This window comes from Streptosporangium sp. NPDC048047 (genome assembly GCF_040653115.1).
In the GTDB taxonomy this organism is placed as follows: Bacteria; Actinomycetota; Actinomycetes; order Streptosporangiales; family Streptosporangiaceae; genus Streptosporangium.
In genome coordinates this window covers 1-18,176 of record NZ_JBEZNH010000091.1, presented here as the reverse complement: position 1 = coordinate 18,176, position 18,176 = coordinate 1, and the positions used below count along the sequence as shown (strand labels likewise).

Here is an 18,176-nt window from a genome sequence, read left to right as displayed (position 1 = left end):
CAGCCACTATCGGCGAAGACAGCCAGAGGTCACAAAGTGATGCTGGAGTATTAGGCCGTGCGGCCCGTTCTTGGCCCGTGGGAAGTAGCCCTTGTCGTGCGGCGCGTCGCGTTTGTAGACCATGACGGTCCGCCGCCACGACATGATCTCGTCACCGTCCTGGTTGAGCCCCCGGGTGCGGCAGGTGACGATGCCGGCGTAGGGGCGGGAGGCCGACTCGCGCTTGTCCAGGACGACCGACTCGGCGTAGACCGTGTCGCCGACGAAGACCGGGTGGCTGAGCCTGATCTCCTCCCACCCGAGGTTCATGATCGCGGTCTGGCTCACGTCGATGACCGACAGGCCGAGCACGACGGCCACGGTGAACCCGGAGTTGGCGATGATCCTGCCGTAGGGGGCGCGCTCGGCGAAGTGGGCGTTGAAGTGGTTCTGGTTGGTGTTCATCGTCAGGAGGCTGAACCACGTGTTGTCGGCCTCGCTGATCGTGCGGCCGAGCGGGTGCTGGTAGACGTCCCCGACCACGAAGTCCTCGTAGTAGCGGCCGATGCGGGCCTCGTGCACGGTCACGGGCGGCTCCCCGAGGCTCGGCGGGCGTCAGGCCATCACACTAATGATCGCCTGTTCCGGCGGTCAACGCTCCCGCGCCGCCCTTCCGGGAGGACGGAACCCATCCCGAAGACTCTTTTCTCACTTATGGTGATTATAATGTGACACAGGGTAGTCAAATATGGTGACGGCGCGCGACCGGACCACCCGGCCGCCCGGCGGGAGGCGACGCGGCCGTGTCCCGCACCGGAGACTCGACGGAGGATGTCACATGGGAGAGCGGGTTCGGGCATGGCGGACGGCGGGGGCCGCCGCCCTCGGCGCGACGGCACTGCTGGCCGGGCCCGTCGCCGGCGCGGCGGCGCTGCCGTCCGGGCCGGTCACCGGCGCGGCGGGCGGCGGTCTCGGAGACGGCGATCCCGGAGCGGGCGGCGGCCCCGGGGGCGGCGGCGATCCCGGAGCGGGCGGCGTCTCGGCTTCGACCCGGGACGACCTGATGAACGCGATACAGGGTGAGGCGTTCGCCTACGCGAAGTACCGCGCCTACGCCGCGCAGGCCGGCCGGGAGGACCTGCCGGACGTCCAGGAGCTGTACGAGCGCATCGCCCGCGTCGAACTGCGCGAGCACCTCGCCGAGCAGGCCAAGCTCGCCGGGCTCATCGGCGACGACACCGCCAACCTGCGCACCGCCATCTCGGGGGAGACCTACGAGGCGAGGACGATGTACCCCGGGTTCGCCGCCCAGGCCCGGGCCGCCGGCGACCCGAACGCGGCGAAGCTCTTCTCCGAGATCGCCGGGGACGAGGCCGACCACCGCTCCCGGTTCACCCGGGCACTGCGGGCCCTCTCGAACCCGTCGTCCGGGGTGTCCGTCCCCGCCGGTCCGGTCGCCCGGCCGGTGAGCATCCCCGAGGGGCCGCCCCAGGTGTCGGCGCGGACGCTGGAGAACCTGCGGACCGCGATGCGCGGCGAGGCGCTCGCCCACGCCAGATACGGCCTGTACGCCGAGCACGCCCGGGCGAACGGCCACCCCAGGCTGGCCATGCTGTTCGAGCACATCGCACAGATCGAGCTCACCGAACACTTCGCCGAGGAGGCGAAGCTCGCCGGGCTGGTCCGCTCCACCGCGGCCAACCTGTGCGAATCGGCCGCCGGGGAGACCCAGGAGGGAACCGGCATGTACCCCGGCTACGCCCGGAAGGCCACCGCGGCCGGAGACCAGGCGGCGGCGGAACGGTTCTCCGAGATCGCCCGCGACGAGCTGAAACACGCCCGGGAGTTCAAGGACGCCCTGTCCAGGCTCGGCGCGAGCTGCCCGCCCGGCGGGTGACGCCGGTCCTCAGAGCGGGTCCCACAGCTTTTAGAGGGGGTCTCAGGGCAGGCCGTACCTGCTCCTGATCGCCTGAGCCTCCTCCTCGGTCACCTGACGCGGTGTGCGGGCCAGAGCCTGGCGGAGGTCGGCGAGGACCCTGTCCCCCGAGCCGCGGACGCGGGCGTGATGAGAGGCGAGCTCGGCGTCGAACCGCTTGGCGACCGGCCCGGTCCACACCTTGCCGGAATGGAACTCCCGGCAGGGCGCGTCGAGACTGTTCTCGATCTCCTGAACCAGCGGCTCGACCGTCCGCAGGGTCTCCCCCAGCGCCTCGTGGAGCGGGTTGGGCACCATCTCGGCCATGATCCGGTCAGTCCCCCTTCGGGGAGGCGGAGTCCTTGCCCTTCGGAGAGGGGGACTCGGTGGACACGGGCTTCGCGGAGGGGGCGCTGGCGTCGGTGATGAGCTTCGGCGCGATGAGCTTCATGAGCGCGAGCACATCGGCGGCGTTGTCCCGCCCCTTGACTCCTATGTCCAGCTGGATACTGAGTTCTGCCTTCCCTCGAACAAGAGTGGCATACGCCGCGTTTCTTGTGCTGTTCTTGTCCTTGAAGTAAAAGCCGATGGATCCAGGAACGATTTCCGGCGCGGGAGAGGCACCGTCCTCAAGCTGCTCCTGAACCCTCCCCGGTTCCCCTGCCGGTGTGAGAAAAACTCGAAGAAGCTTCAACCGGTCACCGGATCGTTCATAGATCGCACAACTTCCTCTACCAGATCCTTCGGCCGGAGTTAGGTCGAAGTGGCCACGAGCAAGCGGATCACGCGTCCCGGTCATGAGCTCTACTGCTCTTAATGGAATATGCTCACAAACATATGGCGGAGCAGCAGCCGCCGGCAACGGGCTGCGATCGGCCTCCTCGAGATCGTCTTTGCAGGCCGATAGAAACGCCGAAATGATTACCATTTCGATCATCAGAGTAAATATTTTTTTCGTCATGATTCATATTGGCCGAAAGACTCGGAGAACGCCTGGTCGAGAGGACCCTTGACGCCCCTCCATACCTCCCCCGACCCCTCGCGGAGCCACCTCCTGTACGCCCCGAACCGCTGATCATCTCCAGCGCCCCCTGCAGCGGATTTATTGATCATCTCATCTTTGGACATGAGCGTACGACCATCCTCATTGAGAAAATTGTTTGGATTTTCAAGAGGGCTGTCCCCCTTCTTCAATCCTTCCAGCGAAGCCCAGGGATGGTTCTTCCCGGGAGGATCCACCGATCCGAAAAGGCCATGTTTCAGCATTGCCTGAACAGTAAGATCATGTAAAAGAATCCGGGTCTGCTCGACGGTGGCGTTGGCATCACTTCGAGCCCTGGACTCGGCATTTCCCTTTACGGCCTCCTCGAGCATGCCCGTCCACGACGTGATGACTCCGGTCACAATCGGCCAGGCCGCCTTCTGTGGAAAGGCAAGCCCGGTATCGACAGCGGCAGCGAGGATTTTCGCATTGAGCTTCTGCGCCTCATCCAGGTCCTTACCTTTATCGATTTTAGCAAGTCCTGCCGCATCGGCGATGATTCCAAATCCCGCCCCGATCTGCTCCGCATTGCCCAGCAGTGTGTCACTGCCACGCCCATTGGCGATCTGAGCCGCCCCGTGATCTATAAGCCATCGGGAAAACCCTGTCTGGGCAGCTATGACAGGCGAAAATGCTCCAGAATCAGCAAAAGCCTCTTTCATCACCCTGCGCAACTCTTCCCTGTTGAACTGGGCACCCCAAGGATCCCGTCCTGGTATGTAGGAATAATCGACCCCTCGGACTCCCGGGACGGTGGCATAGCTGCCTTCCCAAGCAACGTCATCGACATCGCCGATGTACCCCGCCAAAATCCGCCCCGTGCTCACCGGTTTCACGAGCGAATCGTCGCCCTCGGTGATCCGCCCCGCCTCCAGGTGGACGAACTCCGAGGCCAGCTTGGCCGACAGGTAGCCGCGTGAGGGCTTGTCCGGCGAGCCGTCGTGGTCGCGGAAGGTGAGCGTGGCCGCTTCCAGTGCCTTGCCCAGCGCCTCGCCGCCGTCGCCCAGGGGCCGCTCGGTCAGGTAGTGCTTCAGCGCGGAGGGGTCGCTCACGAAGAAGTCCTGGGCCGCCGCCGGGTCGCGGCCGAGCGCCCTCATGAGGTCCGCCATGACGTTCGGGTGCAGGGGCGCCTGCCGGTCGCATGCGTCGATCTTCTTCGCGATCGTCAGCAGGAAGGCACTGCTGAAGGTGCCGTGCTTGAGCGCCAGCACGGCCGCGTAGCCCCTCTTCCAGCCGGTATGGCCGGCCTTCCCCGCCGGGTCGAGGTCGGAGGTGAGCTCGTCGTACCATGCCCCGCCGAGCTTCGAGCCGGCCGTGCCGAGTGTCCTGCCGAGAGCCGTCTGCAGCCGTTTCGCCTGCTTGTCGTTCTCCCGCCCCGGTCCCACGGTGTCCGTCATCAGCTTGCGGAAGCGGGTCGCACCCAGTGCGTTCATCAGCGCCGTGGCGAACGTCGCGTCCCCGGGCCGCTTCTCCAGCTCCGCCAGGGTCTTCCCGTCGATCTCGCCGCTCTTCGCGGCCTCGGCCAGCCTGGTGGTCGCGGCGTAGACGTCCGGGTCACGGGCGGCCTTGCCGTACAGGGCCTCGTCGAAGGCGACGGGGCCGTCCGGGACGCCGCCGGAGGAGGCCCCCCAGCCGGTCTGCTCCTTGCGGATCGTCTCGCTTCGGCGCCGCAGGTCGGGCCGGCTGCCCTCGATCCAGCTCCGCACCTCGCGCAGGGCGCCCAGCCCCGAGGTGTCCAGGTCGAGGCGTTCCAGGGCGCGTCGGATGCGCGGTTCGTTCCGGCCGAGTGCGTCCTCCGCGCGGCCGAGGCCCCGCTCGAAGCCGTCCATCGCCGCGGGGTCGATCCCGGAGTACTCGCCGCTCACCGAGGGCGGGGGCTGGGTGGGCTGGGGATGGGCCGGGGTCCGGCTCCCGCCCGTCCCGGAGGCGGTCGGAGACGGCTGCGGCACAGCCGACGGGCTGGGTTGCGACGAGGGGCTCGGCACCGATGAGAGCCTGGGCGCGGAGGGGGAACCGGACGCCGGAGCGGGGGCGGCCGGCGGGGACGGGCTGGGCGATGGGTGGGTCATGGGGGCCTGGGCTCCGGCTCGGTCCGTGGAAAGCGGCAACTCCGGCGACAAGATTAATTTCAATCTATCGGCCCGTAAAGATCACCGGTGGATTTCGGTGGTCCACGGAGTGGTGAAACCGTTCCGGAGAGCATTATGGTCCGGGGTTTTCTCCCTCTTCCTCCCTCCGGGAGAGGTTCGCTGGTTTCCGGCCTCGGTAATACGGATCATTTGCCACCGCGATGTTCCCCGGGGATAGGACCGTCCAGAAAAGCGGGTCGTACGGTGCCCGGCATCCTGTTCGCGTTCCAGAGGACCAGAGGAAAGGGGCGGACGGCGATCAACCGGTCGGAGAGGCGGCGGACCTCTCCCCCGGCGCGCTCGCCCGCTCCCCCGTCACGCCGCCCGCTCCCCCATCACGCTCTCCCGGTCCGCCGCCGCGCTCCCATGACTCCCGTCAGATCCGCACGACGAGCTTGCCGTGGACGTGGCCGGATCGGCTCAGCTCGAACGCCTCGCCCAGTTCCTCCAGGGCGAACGTGCGCGCCACCGGAACGGTGAGCCTTCCCGCGTCGGCGAGTTCCCCGAGGGTGGTCAGGTCGGGACCGCTGGGGCGCACCCACATCCACTGCCCGCCGGCGGCGACGACGGAGTCGTCCGCGATCGAGGCGTGCCGCCCGCCGTCGGCGAGCACCGCCAGGGTGTCGTCCAGGACGCCGCCCACGAAGTCCGCGACCACGTCGACGCCCTCCGGGGCGAGGGAGCGGACCCGTTCCGCCAGGCCCTCGCCGTACGCCACCGGCTCGGCGCCCAGGGCGCGCAGCCGGTCGTGGTTCGCCGGGGAGGCCGTGCCGATCACGCGGGCGCCCAGGGCGGCCGCGATCTGCACGCCCAGCGTGCCGACGCCTCCCGCCGCGTTGTGGATCAGCACGGTGTCACCCTCGCCGGTGCCGAGCCGGGTCAGCAGCTGGTAGGCGGTGAGACCGGCGAGCGGCAGCCCGGCGGCCTCCTCCCACGTCAGCGAGGCGGGCTTGCGCGCGAGCGCGCGCACGGGCACGGTGACCAGCTCGGCGAAGGTGCCGCCGTGGACGTAGTCCTTGCGGGCGTAGGCGATGACCTCGTCGCCCACTGCGAACTCGGGGGTGTCGATGCCCACCTGCTCGACGACGCCGGCGACGTCCCATCCCGGGACGACGGGGAAGACGGTGTCCATCAGGGCGTCGAGACCGCCGGACATGAGCTTCCAGTCGACCGGGTTGACCGCGGCGCAGCGCACCCGTACCAGGACCTCGCCGGGCCCGACCTTGGGACGCGGCAGGCGAGCCGGAGCCAGGACCCCGGTGTCGCCGTAGGCGTCGTACGCCATCGCCCGCATGGTGTCGCCGGCGCTCGTGTCTCCGCCCCCGGACATCGCTCCCCTTCCCTGGGAGGCCGCCGCCGACGCGGTTCGTCCCGCGGCGCCTCACCGATGAGCGCAGGATACCCAGGCAGTCGATCACAAACTGTGAGGCTCCGCACACGACCGCGCCGTACGGTCCCGCCGATGACGATCGCGCGGGTTCCGCCTCCGGCCCGCCGGCCGCCCCTCGCCCTTCCCTGCCCGCGCCCGGAACGTACGGCCGACCGCTCCTCTCCCTTCCCCGTCGGCGGCCCGGAACGTACGGCCGGCCGCCGTGTCCTACGGCACGAGGACGAGGCGGATCGGGTCGCCCGTCTTGCTCTCCAGGCGGGCGACGGCGTCGGCGGCGTCGGCCAGCGGGATGTGGGCGGTGATGGAGGGCGCCAGATCGAGGCGGCCGGTGGCGGCCAGCCGTACGAGCTGCTCGACGTGCTCGGGAGAGGAGCCGTAGTGGCCGCGGATCTGGTTCTGGCGGTAGCTGAACCGCGTGCCGTCGGTGACGGTGAGCGGCTGCGGGGTGAGCCCGGCCAGGACGAGGACGCCGCCGGGGCCCAGGACCGTGGCGGCCTGCTCCCGGACCGCCGGGACGCCGGCGAAGTCGAACGCCGCCTCCAGGCCGCGCCCGCCGGTGGCCTCCCTCACCGCGGCGGCGAAGCCGGGGTCGGCGGGGTCGAGGGCCAGGTCGGCGCCGAAGGCGAGTGCGCGCTCGCGGGCGCCGGGCAGCGGATCGACGGCGATGACGGGCGCCGCCCCGGCCAGCCGGGCGATCCGGACGCCGTGCGCGCCCAGGCCGCCCGCGCCCCAGACACCGACGGCCTGGGCCGGGCGGACCTGCCCGGTCTGCACGACGGCGGCGTAAGGGGTGGAGACCGCGTCGGGGATGATGGCCGCCTGGTCGAACGGCAGCGCGTCGGGGATCGCGACGAGTGTGTCCTCGCGGGCGAGCGTGTACTGGGCCCATCCCCCGTCGTAATCCACGCCCCGGGTGAGCGGCAGACGGCACGGGCGCCGACGCACGCAGTCGGCGCACCGGCCGCAGGACTGCCCGGCCTGCAGGGCGACGCGTGCACCGGGGGCCCAGTCCCCGGCGACGTCCGGGCCGAGACCGTGGACGACCCCGGCGACCTCGTGGCCGAGGGTGACCGCGTCGGAGAGGCGCAGGGGCCTGAGGCTGCCGTCGATCAGGTGGACGTCGGACAGGCAGACCCCGGCCGCCCTGACCTCGATGAGCACCTCCCCCGGGCCGGGGACGGGAACGGGGACCTCCTCCACCGCGAACGTCCGGGGGTCGGTGTCCAGGTGGAGTCGTCCGGCGAGCATGGTACGCACAGTGGTGAACCTCGGTTTCTCGGCGATGAGGCTGTGAAGCGATGGGCGACGATCACGACCGATGGTCACGGCGGGTGGTCACGGCGGATGACGGTCACGGCAGGTCGCGGGGGCGGCGGACGGCACCGGTGAAGCGGACGCCGTCGGTGACCGGACCGCTCCGCATCAGGCGCACGTCGCGGAGGTAGTTCTGGTACAGCCGCCACGGCGCCTCGGGGCCCTGCCTGGGTAGCAGACCGGCGCTTCGCAGCACGTACCCGGATTTCAGGTCGATCAGCGGTGCGAGGGCGTCCCGATCCTCCAGGTCGGGGGCGACCGGGGTGACGGCCCGGTGCCCGTGCGCGTCCATGTGCCTGAGCAACCGGCACACGTAGCGGGAGACCAGGTCGGCCTTGAGCGTCCAGGAGGCGTTGGTGTAGCCGACGGTGAGGGAGAAGTTCGGCACACCCGACAACATCATGCCCTTGTAGGCGAGGGTCCGCGGCAGTTCGACGTCCCGGCCGTCGACGCTCAGGCGCATGCCGCCGATCGCCAGCAGGTTGAGCCCGGTCGCGGTCACGACGATGTCGGCGGGAAGGCGCCGGCCGGAGCGGAGCGTGACGCCGTCGGGGGTGAGACGCTCGATGTGGTCGGTGACGACGTCGGCCCGGCCCTCCCGGACCGCGCGGAACAGGTCGCCGTCGGGTACGGCGCACAGCCGCTGGTCCCACGGGTCGTAGGACGGCGCGAAATGCGTGTCGACGTCGAAGCCGGCGGGCAGCGCGACCGCCGCGCCCCGGCGCAGGAGGGCCTTCACCAGCTTCGGCCGGCGGCGGCTGAGCCGGTAGACGGCCATGGAGAACAGCACGTTCTTCCAGCGCACGATCCGGTAGGCCGTACGGGCCGGCAGGTGGCGGCGGATCCGGTCGGCCAGCCGGTCACGGGACGGCACGGCCGCGACGTAGGTCGGCGAGCGTTGCAGCATCGTGACGTGCTCCGCCTTCTCCGCCAGCGCGGGCACCAGGGTCACCGCGGTCGCGCCGCTGCCGATGACGACGACGCGCCGGCCGGTGTGGTCGAGGTCGTCCGGCCAGTGCTGCGGGTGCACGATCGGCCCCCGGAAGTCGTGCTCGCCGGGGAGGGCGGGGCGGTACCCCTCGTCGTAGCGGTAGTAGCCGGTGCAGGCCATCAGGAACGAACAGGTGAGCGTCACCGTCTCCCCGGAATCCCCGGAATCACCCGGACCGCCGGGACCGTCCTCGGGGCCGCGCCCGGCGTCGCCTCCGGAAGCCTCCTCGGCCCCCTCTTCGATGCCCTCTCCGGAACCCTTCCCGTGCCCGGCCCCGGAACCGCCCCCGGTTCCGTGCCCGGAACCGTCCTCGGCCCCGTGCCCGGTTTCGTGCCCGGGGCCGTGTTCGCCGGGTCCGGTGCGCACCGCGGTGACCGTCCAGCGTGCCGTCTCCGACGACCAGGACGCGTGCGTGACGCGCAGGTGGAAGCGGATGTGCCGGCCCAGGCCGTACTCGCGGGCGGTGTCGGCGACGTAGGAGCGGATCGACGGGCCGTCGGCGATGGATCTGGCGTCGGTCCAGGGCCGGAAGGAGTATCCGAGGGTGAACATGTCGGAGTCCGAGCGGATCCCCGGGTAACGGAACAGATCCCACGTCCCCCCGATGGCACCCCTCGACTCCAGGATCGCGAGGGATTTCCGGGGGCATTCGCGCCGGAGGTGGGCGGCGGCGCCGATGCCGGACAGGCCCGCCCCCACGATGAGGACGTCGATGTGTTCGGGGGTTCGCTCGGGGACCGTGTCGCTCACCGGTGCCCTCCCAGGGGACAGACCACAACGGACTTATCCCCCAGTCTTATCAAAATCCCTCAGCCCGCCATCCGGCGGGCGACGGCCACGCGGTGACCGCCGCCCGCCCGGGGTGGGAGAACCTCAGTCCAGGTAGTCGCCGACGTAGTCCTCGCACTCGACCTTGAGGTCGTTCTCGGACTGCTTGCAACCGCGCCAGATGAACTTCTGCCTGCTCACGTCACCGGCGATGGACACACTGAACTCGCGGGGCGAGCTGCTGCAGGACACGCCGTCGGTGTACTGCCGGGACACGACGGGGTTGTTCCACGAACTCTTCTTGTACTGGGCGAACACCGTCCAGCCGTCGCCGCAGAAGGAATCTTTCACCGTGAAGGAGTTCCGGCCTTTCGACAGGTTCGACGTGCCGGAATTGAACCAGACCTGCCCCGCCACCTTGCCGTTCGCGTGGTAGACGAACATGCTGCTGGTCGCCGCGTCCACTGGGGTCCCGAGACGGCCGGTCGTGCTCTCGACGGTGGTCCAGTCTTGTTCGAGGGTGGTGTTCCCACCTCCGTCGGTGTTGATGGGCATCTGCCGGGCCGGTCCTTTCCTGTCGGGACATACGGTGATGTGGCGGAGCGAACGCAATGGGAGAAGGTGCGACCCCGTTCAGGGGCCGCGCTTCCTCTCCCCGCGGTTCACCCCTGGGATCCGCCGCCGGCGAGGCGGGAGATCACTCCTGCGATCTGCCACCGGTGAGGCGGGAGAGGACGAGGGCGGTGAGGATGATCGCTCCGTTGAGCGCCTGGATCCACTGGGCGGGGACGCCCGCGAGGGTCAGGACGTTCTGGATCATGTAGAGCAGAAGGATGCCGGTGAACGCGCCGAACATCGTGCCCTTGCCGCCGTTGAGACTGACGCCGCCGATGACGGCGGCGGCGAACACCGTGAAGATCGCGCCATCACCCTGGGAGGCGGCGACCGAGGCCAGACGGCCCGACAGCAGCAGACCGCCGAGCGCGGCCAGCGCGCTCGCTCCGATCAGCGTGATCCACAGAACCCGGGTGGTACGGATCCCCGCGGCCCTGGCCGCGTCGAGGTTGCCGCCGATGGCGTACAACGCCCGCCCGAACCGGGTGAAGCCCAGCAGCACGACCCCGGCGGCGAACAGCAGCAGGCAGATCCAGATGGACGCCGGCACGCCGAGCCACAGGGCCGAGCCGAGGTAGCTCATCGACGCCGGGAGGTTGAAGAAGGTCTGCCCGCCGGAGATACCGGTCAAAAGGCCGCGCAGCACGATGAGCATGCCCAGGGTGACGACGAAGCCGTTGAGGCCGAAGCGGACGATGAACAGCGCGTTCACCACGCCGATCAGCACACCCGTCGCGAGGGTGACCGGGATCGCCCAGCCGCCGTCCAGCAGCCCGAGGCCGTGGCCCGCGCCGGCGGCGACGGTCAGCCAGGCGGCCACGCCGGGCGCCAGGCCGAACGTCGACTCCAGTGACAGGTCCATCTTCCCGGCCACCAGCACGAGCGTCTGGGCCAGCACCAGCAGGGAGATCTCCGACATGGTCTGCAGGATGTTGATGATGTTGTCGGCCTGCAGGAAGATCGGGCTGACGATCTGGCCGACGACGGCGATGCCGATGATCGCGGGCACCAGCGCGAAGTCCCGCAACCGGGCCAGCGCGGGGCCGGGGCGCCGGCGGCCGGACACCGCGGCGGCCGGGGCGTCCGGCGCGGACCCGGTGGATCCGGTGGGGGCGGTGGTGGTCTCAGGCATCGAGGTCGACTCCTTCCATGGCGGCGACCATCTCGTGGTCGTGCCAGCCGGCGGCCAGTTCGGCCACGATGCGACCGTGGAACATCACCAGCACCCGGTCGCACAGCCGCAGATCGTCCAGTTCGTCGGAGGCGATCACCACGCCCGTCCCGGCGGCGGCGACCTCGTCGACCTTGCCGAGCAGGAACTCCTTGGAGCGCACATCGACCCCGGCGGTGGGGGTGATCAGTACCAGCAGCCGCGGATCGCCGGCCAGGGCGCGGGCCATCACGACCTTCTGCTGGTTGCCGCCGGACAATCCCGAAACGGGCAGGGCGGGGCCGGGCGTCTTGATCGCCAGATTGCCGATCAGGTCGCGGGCCAGCTCATCCCGGCGCCGGCCGCTGATCAGGCCCGCCGGTCCGAGCCGCTCGGGAACGGTCAAGGTGGCGTTGTCGGCGATCGACATGTCCGCGACCAGGCCCTGGTGATGGCGGTCACGGGGCACGAACCCCACCCCCGCGGCCAGGGCCGCGGCCACGTCTCCGGCACGGGGGCGATGCCCGGCCACCTCGATCGTCCCCGAATCGGGGGCGCGCAGGCCCACGACGGTCTCGGCGACCTCGGTCTTGCCGCTGCCCTCGGCGCCGGCCAGGCCCACGATCTCCCCGGCGCGCACCTGGAGACTCACCTGCTCATAGGTCCCGCCCGAGGTGAGATCCCGCACGTCGAGGACGACCGGCTCACCGGCGGGGACCGGCGGGCGGGCCTCGCGCTCGCGCAGCCCGGCGGCCTCCCCGGTCATCGCCGCGACCAACTCCGCCCGGGGCAGGTCCTCGACGGGAGCGGTGAGGATGTGCCGGGCGTCGCGGAACACGGTGACGGTGTCGCAGATCTCGTAGACCTCCTGCAGATGGTGGCTGATGAACAGGAAGGTGACGCCCTGCTCGCGCATCGCGCGCATCCGGGTGAACAGCCGGGAGATCGCGGCGCCGTCGAGCTGGGCGGTGGGCTCGTCCAGGATGATGAACCGCGCGCCGAACGACAGCGCGCGGGCGATCTCCACGAACTGGCGCTGCTCGACCCCCAGTTCCCCGGCCGGACGGCGCACGTCCACGTCCACCGACCATGCCTCCAGCAGCTCGGCGGCCTTGCGCCACAGGCCCTTCCAGCCGATCAGGCCGAGTCCGGTGCGCTCGTGCCGGTTGAGGTACAGGTTCTCGGCCACGGTCAGCTCGGGGATGATGGTGGACTTCTGGTAGACGCAGGCGACCCGCCGCCGCCAGGCGTCCCGGTCCGCCAGGCGCGGCGCGGCCGCTCCTGCGAACCGCACTCTTCCCTCATCCGGCGCCTGCAGGCCCGTCAGGATGGACACCAGCGTGGACTTGCCCGCGCCGTTCCGGCCGACCAGGGCGTGGGCCTGGCCCGGCATGATCGTGATGTGGGCGCCGTCCAGCGCCACCGTCTCGCCGTACCTCTTGGTGACGCCCTGCGCCTCAGCCACCGGCGGACCTGGACTTTTGGTGACGCCCTCCGCCTGGGCCACCGGTGAATCCGAACCGGACGGCCCGTGACCGCGGGCGGAGGAGCGGCTCACGGTCCCTCCTGTGGACTCCGACATGGGGCCGCCTTTCAGCCGAGGTTGTTGCCCCACAGCGACGTGTCGTCGTGCTTCAGGCTGGTGATCTCCCCGTAGGCGGCGCCGTCGGCGGTGACGAGCGGCGCGGACAGCTGGTCCTCCAGAAGGCCGGGCCGGACCTGGATGATGGTGCTGTCGTGGTCGGTCTTGCCCGGCTGGAAGGTCTTGCCCTCGGCGGCGGCCTTGGCGTACGACAGCGCCCACTTGGCGTACAGGTCGGCCGGCTGCGACACGGTGGCGTCGATGTTGCCGGCGGCGATCTCCTTCAGCTCCTGCGGGATGCCGTCGTTGGAGACCACGAAGACGTGCTTGGGATCGGTGGGCGCGACCAGCAGCCCGCGCTGCTTGAGCACCTGAAGGGTCCCGGCCAGCGCGAAGCTCGACTGCATGTAGACGCCCTTGACGTCCGGGTTGGCGGTCAGGCGCGTCTGCAGCTTCTGCGAGGCGACGGCGCCGTCCCAGTTCGCGGCCTCACCGAAGACCGTGATGCCGGGGTAGTTCTGTTTCATGCAGTCGTTGAACGCCTCGGTGCGGTCCCGGCCGTTGATGGAGGCCAGGTCGCCCTGCAGCATCACGACCTTCCCCTTGCCACCGAGCTTCTCGCCCAGGAAGCGGCAGGCCTTCTCCCCGTAGGCGCGGTTGTCGGCGCGCACCACCATGTAGGCGTTCCCGGTGTCGGGCCGGGTGTCCACCAGCACGGCGGGGATCTTCTTGCCCTCCAGTTGCTGGAGGGTGGGGGCGACCGCCGCGGTGTCCTGCGGCGCCATCACCACGGCCTTCACGCCCTGGCCGATGAGGCTCTGCACGTTGGAGGTCAGCTTGGCGATGTCGTTCTGGGAGTTGGTGGTCTTCAGCTCCACTCCCAGCTCACCACCGGACTTCGGCACGTAGCTGATGTAGGAGTTCCAGAAGTCGGTGTCGGAGCGCGGATAGTCGACGCCGACGACCGGCTTCGCCGGAGCGCCCCCTCCTGCGGCGGCGCCGGAACCGTCGTTCCCCCCGCATGCCGCGGCCAGGAACCCCGTGATCACCAGAGCCGCCGCCGGTGTGAGCCGTCCAGGTTTCATCTTCTCCCCTATGCGTGGGTCACCGCGATCGCGGTCCACGGAGCGCCACGGGTGGGCGTCGCGAATGGCAGGCGTGTCAAGGAAAACGGGGTGTCTCCGTCCGGTGACGGCCGGAACCCGACGGCCGGAACCGGATCGCACCGCGGGTGGTGGTCCCGCCCGGCTCCGGTACGGTGCTCACATCGCTGTTAGCGTTAACAAACCATTCGCAAGACCGGTTCTCCTTCGCTGGAGTGTGTGGTGGTGATGCCGGGGAGCAAACACGACGTGAGGCGGTCCCGTCAAGGGCCCCCGAGCCCCCCTCCCGGCGGCCTCCCGGCCCGCCGCGCGCACCCCGTCCGCTCCCACCAGGCGGAACTCGATCATGTGCGGGGTGCGGTGGATGAAATTTTCACGAAATCACTTCGCAACGATCGGGTCTCCGGCGGGTGACCGCCCGTGGGAGAGCGTCCCCCGGAGGGGGATGGAATCCCTCGTCATCCGAGCGACCCGGCGACGTGGGCCGGGAGGCTCGGTCCGTCCGCTCCGTCGAAACGCTTCCGAAGCGGCCTTGACAGGTTTCGTGGAGATTTCCACACTGAGTCCGCAATGGCCCCCTTGCCGGAGTCGGTGGTGATCGGCAGGGGTTCCCGGTCACGACGCCGTCCACGTCGCACCGGTACGGACCGGGCCGCGGGTTCGCCGGGTCCGGCTTCCGCGCATTCTCACGAACGCCGATGACAGTGCCGGCCGATCCAGGTTCTCCACGGTCGGCGTCACCACCGTGCGCGGCCGCGGCCGCGCCCCCTGGAGCGTGAATGAACACGTCCGCAGCACTCCGCGCCGCGTCGCCCGCCTCCCCGGCCGGCCGGCGCCTCCCTCTGTGACCGCCCCCGTCCACGCACGCCGGCGTCCGGCCGGCAGAGAGAGTCACGTGATGTCGAAACGCAGATCCCTCTTCGTCGCCCTGGCGATCGCGGCACTCGCCGTCCTCGTCGCGAGCGGCCCGGCGCTGAGCGCCGCCATCGGTGGTACGCCCATGCGCGCGGCCGGGACCCTCGCGGCGACCGCCGGGTGCGGCAAGGCCCCCGGGCTGACGAGCGGCACGCGCACGATCCAGAGCGGCGGCAAGAGCCGCAGCTACATCCTGCGGGTCCCCGACAACTACGACGGCAACCACCCCTACCGGCTGATCTTCGGGCTCCACTGGCTGGGTGGCACCGCCACCGACGTCGCCACGGGCCAGACCGTGCAGCGGGACGTCTGGTCCTACTACGGGCTCCAGCGCCTGGCGAACAACAGCGCGATCTTCGTCGCGCCCCAGGGCCTCAACAACGGCTGGGGCAACTCGAACGGCGAGGACCTGACCCTCATCGACGACATCGTCCGTCAGGTCGAGGGCTCGCTCTGCGTCGACACCTCGCAGCTGTTCGCCACCGGCTTCAGCTACGGCGGCGCCATGTCGTACGCGATCGCCTGCGCCAGGGCGAACGTCTTCCGCGCGGTCGCGGTGCAGTCCGGCGGGGTGCTCAGCGGCTGCAGCGACGGCTCCCAGCCCATCGCGTACATGGGGATCCACGGTCTGCGGGACAGCGTGCTCAACATCTCCGGCGGACGGTCCATGCGTGACAGGTTCGTCAGGAACAACGGCTGCACCGCCCAGAACCCGCCCGAGCCGGCGCAGGGCAGCCTGACGCACCGGGTCACCACCTACTCGGGGTGCCGGGCCGGGTACCCGGTGGTGTGGGCCGCGTTCGACGAGGGCCACATCGCCGCGCCGCAGGACGGGGCCCCCGGCGACAGCGGCTCCCGGACCTGGGTCCCCGCGGAGGTGTGGAAGTTCTTCACCCAGTTCGACAGCACCACGCCGCCGACCTCGTCGCCCTCGCCGAGCGTCACCCCGACAACCTCCCCGTCCCCGACCACCTCCCCGATCGGGGGCGCGTGCTCGGCGACGATCGAGACGACCAACAGCTGGCCCGGCGGGTTCCAGTCGACGGTGACCGTCCGCGCGGGCAGCGCGCCGGTCGACGGCTGGACCGTGCAGTGGACCTGGCCGGGCGGGCAGACGATCAGCAGCCTGTGGAGCGGCACGCAGACCGTGTCCGGCTCCGCGGTGACCGTCCGCAACGCCCCCTACAACGGTTCCGTCGCCGCCGGGGCCTCCACCACCTTCGGCTTCACCGCCAACGGCGCCGCGGCCACCCCGACCGCCACCTGCACCAGCCCCTGACCCGTCGTCCGCACGCGGCGGCCGGCGCCACTCACCGGCGCCGGCCGCCCTCCATCCGAAGCGGCGGTCCGGCCGCTTTCACCGGACGCCCCGCCGCTCACCTCAGGGAGGATCCTTGCGCAAGGTAGGAGCCATACTCGCCGCCGGCGTTCTCGCGGGCGGCCTGGTCGCCCTGCAGGGCCAGGCCGACGCCCTGGAGAACGGCGTGGCCCGCACGCCGCCCATGGGCTGGAACAGCTGGAACACCTTCGGCTGCAACATCAACGAGACACTGATCAAGCAGATGGCCGACTCGATCGTCAGCTCCGGTCTGCGCGACCTGGGCTACCGGTACGTCGTGGTCGACGACTGCTGGTTCGACCCCGCCCGCGACTCGGCGGGGAACCTGCGGGGCAACCCGTCGCGGTTCCCCAGCGGGATGAAGGCCCTCGGCGACTACCTGCACGCCAAGGGGCTGAAGTTCGGCATCTACCAGGTTCCGGTGGACAAGACCTGCGCGCAGTACTTCGGCGGCTACCCGGGCGCGACCGGCAGCCAGGGCCACGAGGTCCAGGACGCCAGGCAGTTCGCCGCCTGGGGCGTGGACTACCTGAAGTACGACTGGTGCTCCCCCAGCGGCACCATCGACGACCAGGTCCGGACGTTCGCGAAGATGCGCGACGCGCTGGCGGCGACCGGGCGGCAGATCGTCTACAGCATCAACCCCAACAGCATCCACGCCAAGACGGGGCCGCAGCGCGACTGGGGCGATGTCGCCAACATGTGGCGGACCACCGAGGACATCACCAACAAGTGGGACACCGGCCAGACCAACGGGTACCCGATGGGCATCCAGAACATCGTCAACGTCACCGTCCCGCTCGCGTCGTACGCCCGGCCGGGGGCGTTCAACGACCCGGACATGATGGAGGTCGGCCGGGGCGGCATGAACGACACCGAGATGCGCAGCCACTTCGCCCTCTGGGCGATCATGGCCTCGCCCCTGATCGCCGGGAACGACCTGCGCTCCATGGACTCGGCGACGACGGCCATCCTGAAGAACCAGAACCTGATCGCCATCAACCAGGACCCGCTCGGCCTGCAGGCCCGCCAGATCAGCAATGACGGGACCCGGCGGGTGCTGGCCAAGAGGCTCGCCGACGGCGACGTCGCGGTCGCCCTGTTCAACCAGGGCGGAAGCACCACCACGGTCGGCACCACCGCGTCCGCGATCGGTCTGCAGGGCGGGTCGTTCACCCTGCGCGACGCGTGGACGAACGCCGTCAGCACCAGCACCGGCTCCATCTCGGCCAGTGTGCCGGCGCACGGCACCGTCGTGTACCGGGTCAGCGGCGGCGCGGGCCCGACGGCCACCCCGACGGCGATGCCCACGGTGACCCCGACCGCCACGCCGACGGCCACCCCGACGGTGACCCCTCCGCCGGGCGGATGCACGGCGGCGTACCGGCTGACCAACGAATGGGGCTCCGGCTTCCAGGGCGAGGTGACCGTCGGCAACCCCGGGTCGTCCCCGCTCAACGGCTGGACCGTGAAGATGACCCTGGCCGGCGGCCAGACGATCACGAGCCTGTGGAACGGCGTGAACACCGGCACCGGAGGCACGGTGACCGTCAGGAACGCCCCCTACAACGGCGCCGTTCCCGGCAACGGGTCGACGACGTTCGGCTTCACCGCCAACGGCGACGGCTCGGCCGCCCCGACCGGTGTGACCTGCACGAGCCCGTGACCGGAGGCGACGGCGGGTGACCTCCGGCGGCCGGTGAGCCGGCGCGGACGGTGACGAGCGGAAGGCCGGGTCCTGGTCCCAGGGCCCGGCCTTCTCGGGGCGGTGCTGTGACGCGGGCACCGGAGGGGCGTGCGCTCCGGTGCCCGCGTCACGCGGCGGTCGCGGTCAGCTCGCGGTGATGGTCCACTGGTTGTTGGTGCTGTTGTTCGGGGTCCACATGCCGACGGTGGATCCGGCGGTGGCGTTGCCCATGCCGTCCAGGGCGGTGCCGGTGCCGC

General features: G+C 70.3%; 14 protein-coding genes. 3 read left to right on the top strand and 11 right to left on the bottom strand.

The features are described from left to right. Nucleotides 1-6: 6 nt before the first annotated feature. The gene (locus tag AB0D67_RS37620; RefSeq protein ID WP_362946772.1) at nucleotides 7-567 is read right to left on the bottom strand and encodes a MaoC family dehydratase; all 561 of its coding nucleotides are present in this window, start codon (nucleotides 565-567) and stop codon (nucleotides 7-9) included. Nucleotides 568-817: 250 nt separating this feature from the next. Between AB0D67_RS37620 and AB0D67_RS37615 the strand changes: the two genes are divergently transcribed. Further along, nucleotides 818-1,876, top strand: a complete 1,059-nt coding sequence (locus AB0D67_RS37615; protein WP_362946769.1) for a ferritin family protein — start codon at nucleotides 818-820, stop codon at nucleotides 1,874-1,876. A gap of 42 nt (nucleotides 1,877-1,918) precedes the next feature. On the opposite strand, the gene AB0D67_RS37610 is transcribed toward AB0D67_RS37615, so the two are convergent. From AB0D67_RS37610 to AB0D67_RS37565, 10 genes are all read right to left on the bottom strand, one after another. Beyond that, complete coding sequence (locus tag AB0D67_RS37610) at nucleotides 1,919-2,221, bottom strand: hypothetical protein (RefSeq protein ID WP_362946766.1); 303 nt, start codon at nucleotides 2,219-2,221, stop codon at nucleotides 1,919-1,921. Nucleotides 2,222-2,228: 7 nt separating this feature from the next. Then, the gene (locus tag AB0D67_RS37605; RefSeq protein WP_362946764.1) at nucleotides 2,229-2,831 is read right to left on the bottom strand and encodes a hypothetical protein; all 603 of its coding nucleotides are present in this window, start codon (nucleotides 2,829-2,831) and stop codon (nucleotides 2,229-2,231) included. A 20-nt stretch (nucleotides 2,832-2,851) separates the two neighbouring features. Next, the gene (locus AB0D67_RS37600; RefSeq protein ID WP_362946762.1) at nucleotides 2,852-4,765 is read right to left on the bottom strand and encodes a hypothetical protein; all 1,914 of its coding nucleotides are present in this window, start codon (nucleotides 4,763-4,765) and stop codon (nucleotides 2,852-2,854) included. A 676-nt stretch (nucleotides 4,766-5,441) separates the two neighbouring features. Next, nucleotides 5,442-6,395 (bottom strand): NADP-dependent oxidoreductase, encoded by a 954-nt coding sequence (locus AB0D67_RS37595; protein ID WP_362946759.1) that lies wholly within the window; start codon nucleotides 6,393-6,395, stop codon nucleotides 5,442-5,444. Nucleotides 6,396-6,662: 267 nt separating this feature from the next. Beyond that, nucleotides 6,663-7,703, bottom strand: coding sequence for a zinc-binding dehydrogenase (locus tag AB0D67_RS37590; RefSeq protein ID WP_362946756.1), 1,041 nt, complete (start codon nucleotides 7,701-7,703; stop codon nucleotides 6,663-6,665). 103 nt (nucleotides 7,704-7,806) lie between these two features. After that, a complete protein-coding gene (locus tag AB0D67_RS37585; RefSeq protein ID WP_362946753.1) occupies nucleotides 7,807-9,510 on the bottom strand; it encodes an NAD(P)/FAD-dependent oxidoreductase in 1,704 nt (567 codons plus the stop codon). Nucleotides 9,511-9,633: 123 nt separating this feature from the next. Then, the gene (locus AB0D67_RS37580; RefSeq protein WP_362946751.1) at nucleotides 9,634-10,083 is read right to left on the bottom strand and encodes a hypothetical protein; all 450 of its coding nucleotides are present in this window, start codon (nucleotides 10,081-10,083) and stop codon (nucleotides 9,634-9,636) included. 142 nt (nucleotides 10,084-10,225) lie between these two features. Further along, nucleotides 10,226-11,275, bottom strand: coding sequence for an ABC transporter permease (locus AB0D67_RS37575; RefSeq protein WP_362946749.1), 1,050 nt, complete (start codon nucleotides 11,273-11,275; stop codon nucleotides 10,226-10,228). Beyond that, nucleotides 11,268-12,758: a sugar ABC transporter ATP-binding protein gene (locus AB0D67_RS37570; protein ID WP_362946746.1), complete on the bottom strand. Its 1,491-nt coding sequence runs from the start codon at nucleotides 12,756-12,758 to the stop codon at nucleotides 11,268-11,270. Before AB0D67_RS37570 ends, AB0D67_RS37575 begins: the two co-directional genes overlap by 8 nt. A 128-nt stretch (nucleotides 12,759-12,886) precedes the next feature. After that, nucleotides 12,887-13,960: a sugar ABC transporter substrate-binding protein gene (locus AB0D67_RS37565; protein ID WP_362946744.1), complete on the bottom strand. Its 1,074-nt coding sequence runs from the start codon at nucleotides 13,958-13,960 to the stop codon at nucleotides 12,887-12,889. Nucleotides 13,961-14,876: 916 nt separating this feature from the next. Between AB0D67_RS37565 and AB0D67_RS37560 the strand changes: the two genes are divergently transcribed. Both AB0D67_RS37560 and AB0D67_RS37555 read left to right on the top strand, forming a co-directional pair. Next, nucleotides 14,877-16,172 carry a cellulose binding domain-containing protein gene (locus AB0D67_RS37560; protein WP_362946741.1) on the top strand — a complete coding sequence of 432 codons (1,296 nt, stop codon included), beginning with the start codon at nucleotides 14,877-14,879 and terminating at the stop codon, nucleotides 16,170-16,172. Between the two features lie 115 nt (nucleotides 16,173-16,287). Next, nucleotides 16,288-17,898, top strand: a complete 1,611-nt coding sequence (locus AB0D67_RS37555; protein WP_362946738.1) for a cellulose binding domain-containing protein — start codon at nucleotides 16,288-16,290, stop codon at nucleotides 17,896-17,898. The last annotated feature ends 278 nt before the right edge of the window (nucleotides 17,899-18,176 follow it).

Bases quoted from the DNA above. Each gene is read 5' to 3' on its own strand.
- AB0D67_RS37565 (WP_362946744.1), bottom strand. From the start codon at position 13,960: ATGAAACCTGGACGGCTCACACCGGCGGCGGCTCTGGTGATCACGGGG.
- AB0D67_RS37615 (WP_362946769.1), top strand. From the start codon at position 818: ATGGGAGAGCGGGTTCGGGCATGGCGGACGGCGGGGGCCGCCGCCCTC.
- AB0D67_RS37560 (WP_362946741.1), top strand. From the start codon at position 14,877: ATGTCGAAACGCAGATCCCTCTTCGTCGCCCTGGCGATCGCGGCACTC.
- AB0D67_RS37605 (WP_362946764.1), bottom strand. From the start codon at position 2,831: ATGATCGAAATGGTAATCATTTCGGCGTTTCTATCGGCCTGCAAAGAC.
- AB0D67_RS37610 (WP_362946766.1), bottom strand. From the start codon at position 2,221: ATGGCCGAGATGGTGCCCAACCCGCTCCACGAGGCGCTGGGGGAGACC.
- AB0D67_RS37575 (WP_362946749.1), bottom strand. From the start codon at position 11,275: ATGCCTGAGACCACCACCGCCCCCACCGGATCCACCGGGTCCGCGCCG.
- AB0D67_RS37595 (WP_362946759.1), bottom strand. From the start codon at position 6,395: ATGTCCGGGGGCGGAGACACGAGCGCCGGCGACACCATGCGGGCGATG.
- AB0D67_RS37590 (WP_362946756.1), bottom strand. From the start codon at position 7,703: ATGCTCGCCGGACGACTCCACCTGGACACCGACCCCCGGACGTTCGCG.
- AB0D67_RS37580 (WP_362946751.1), bottom strand. From the start codon at position 10,083: ATGCCCATCAACACCGACGGAGGTGGGAACACCACCCTCGAACAAGAC.
- AB0D67_RS37600 (WP_362946762.1), bottom strand. From the start codon at position 4,765: ATGGACGGCTTCGAGCGGGGCCTCGGCCGCGCGGAGGACGCACTCGGC.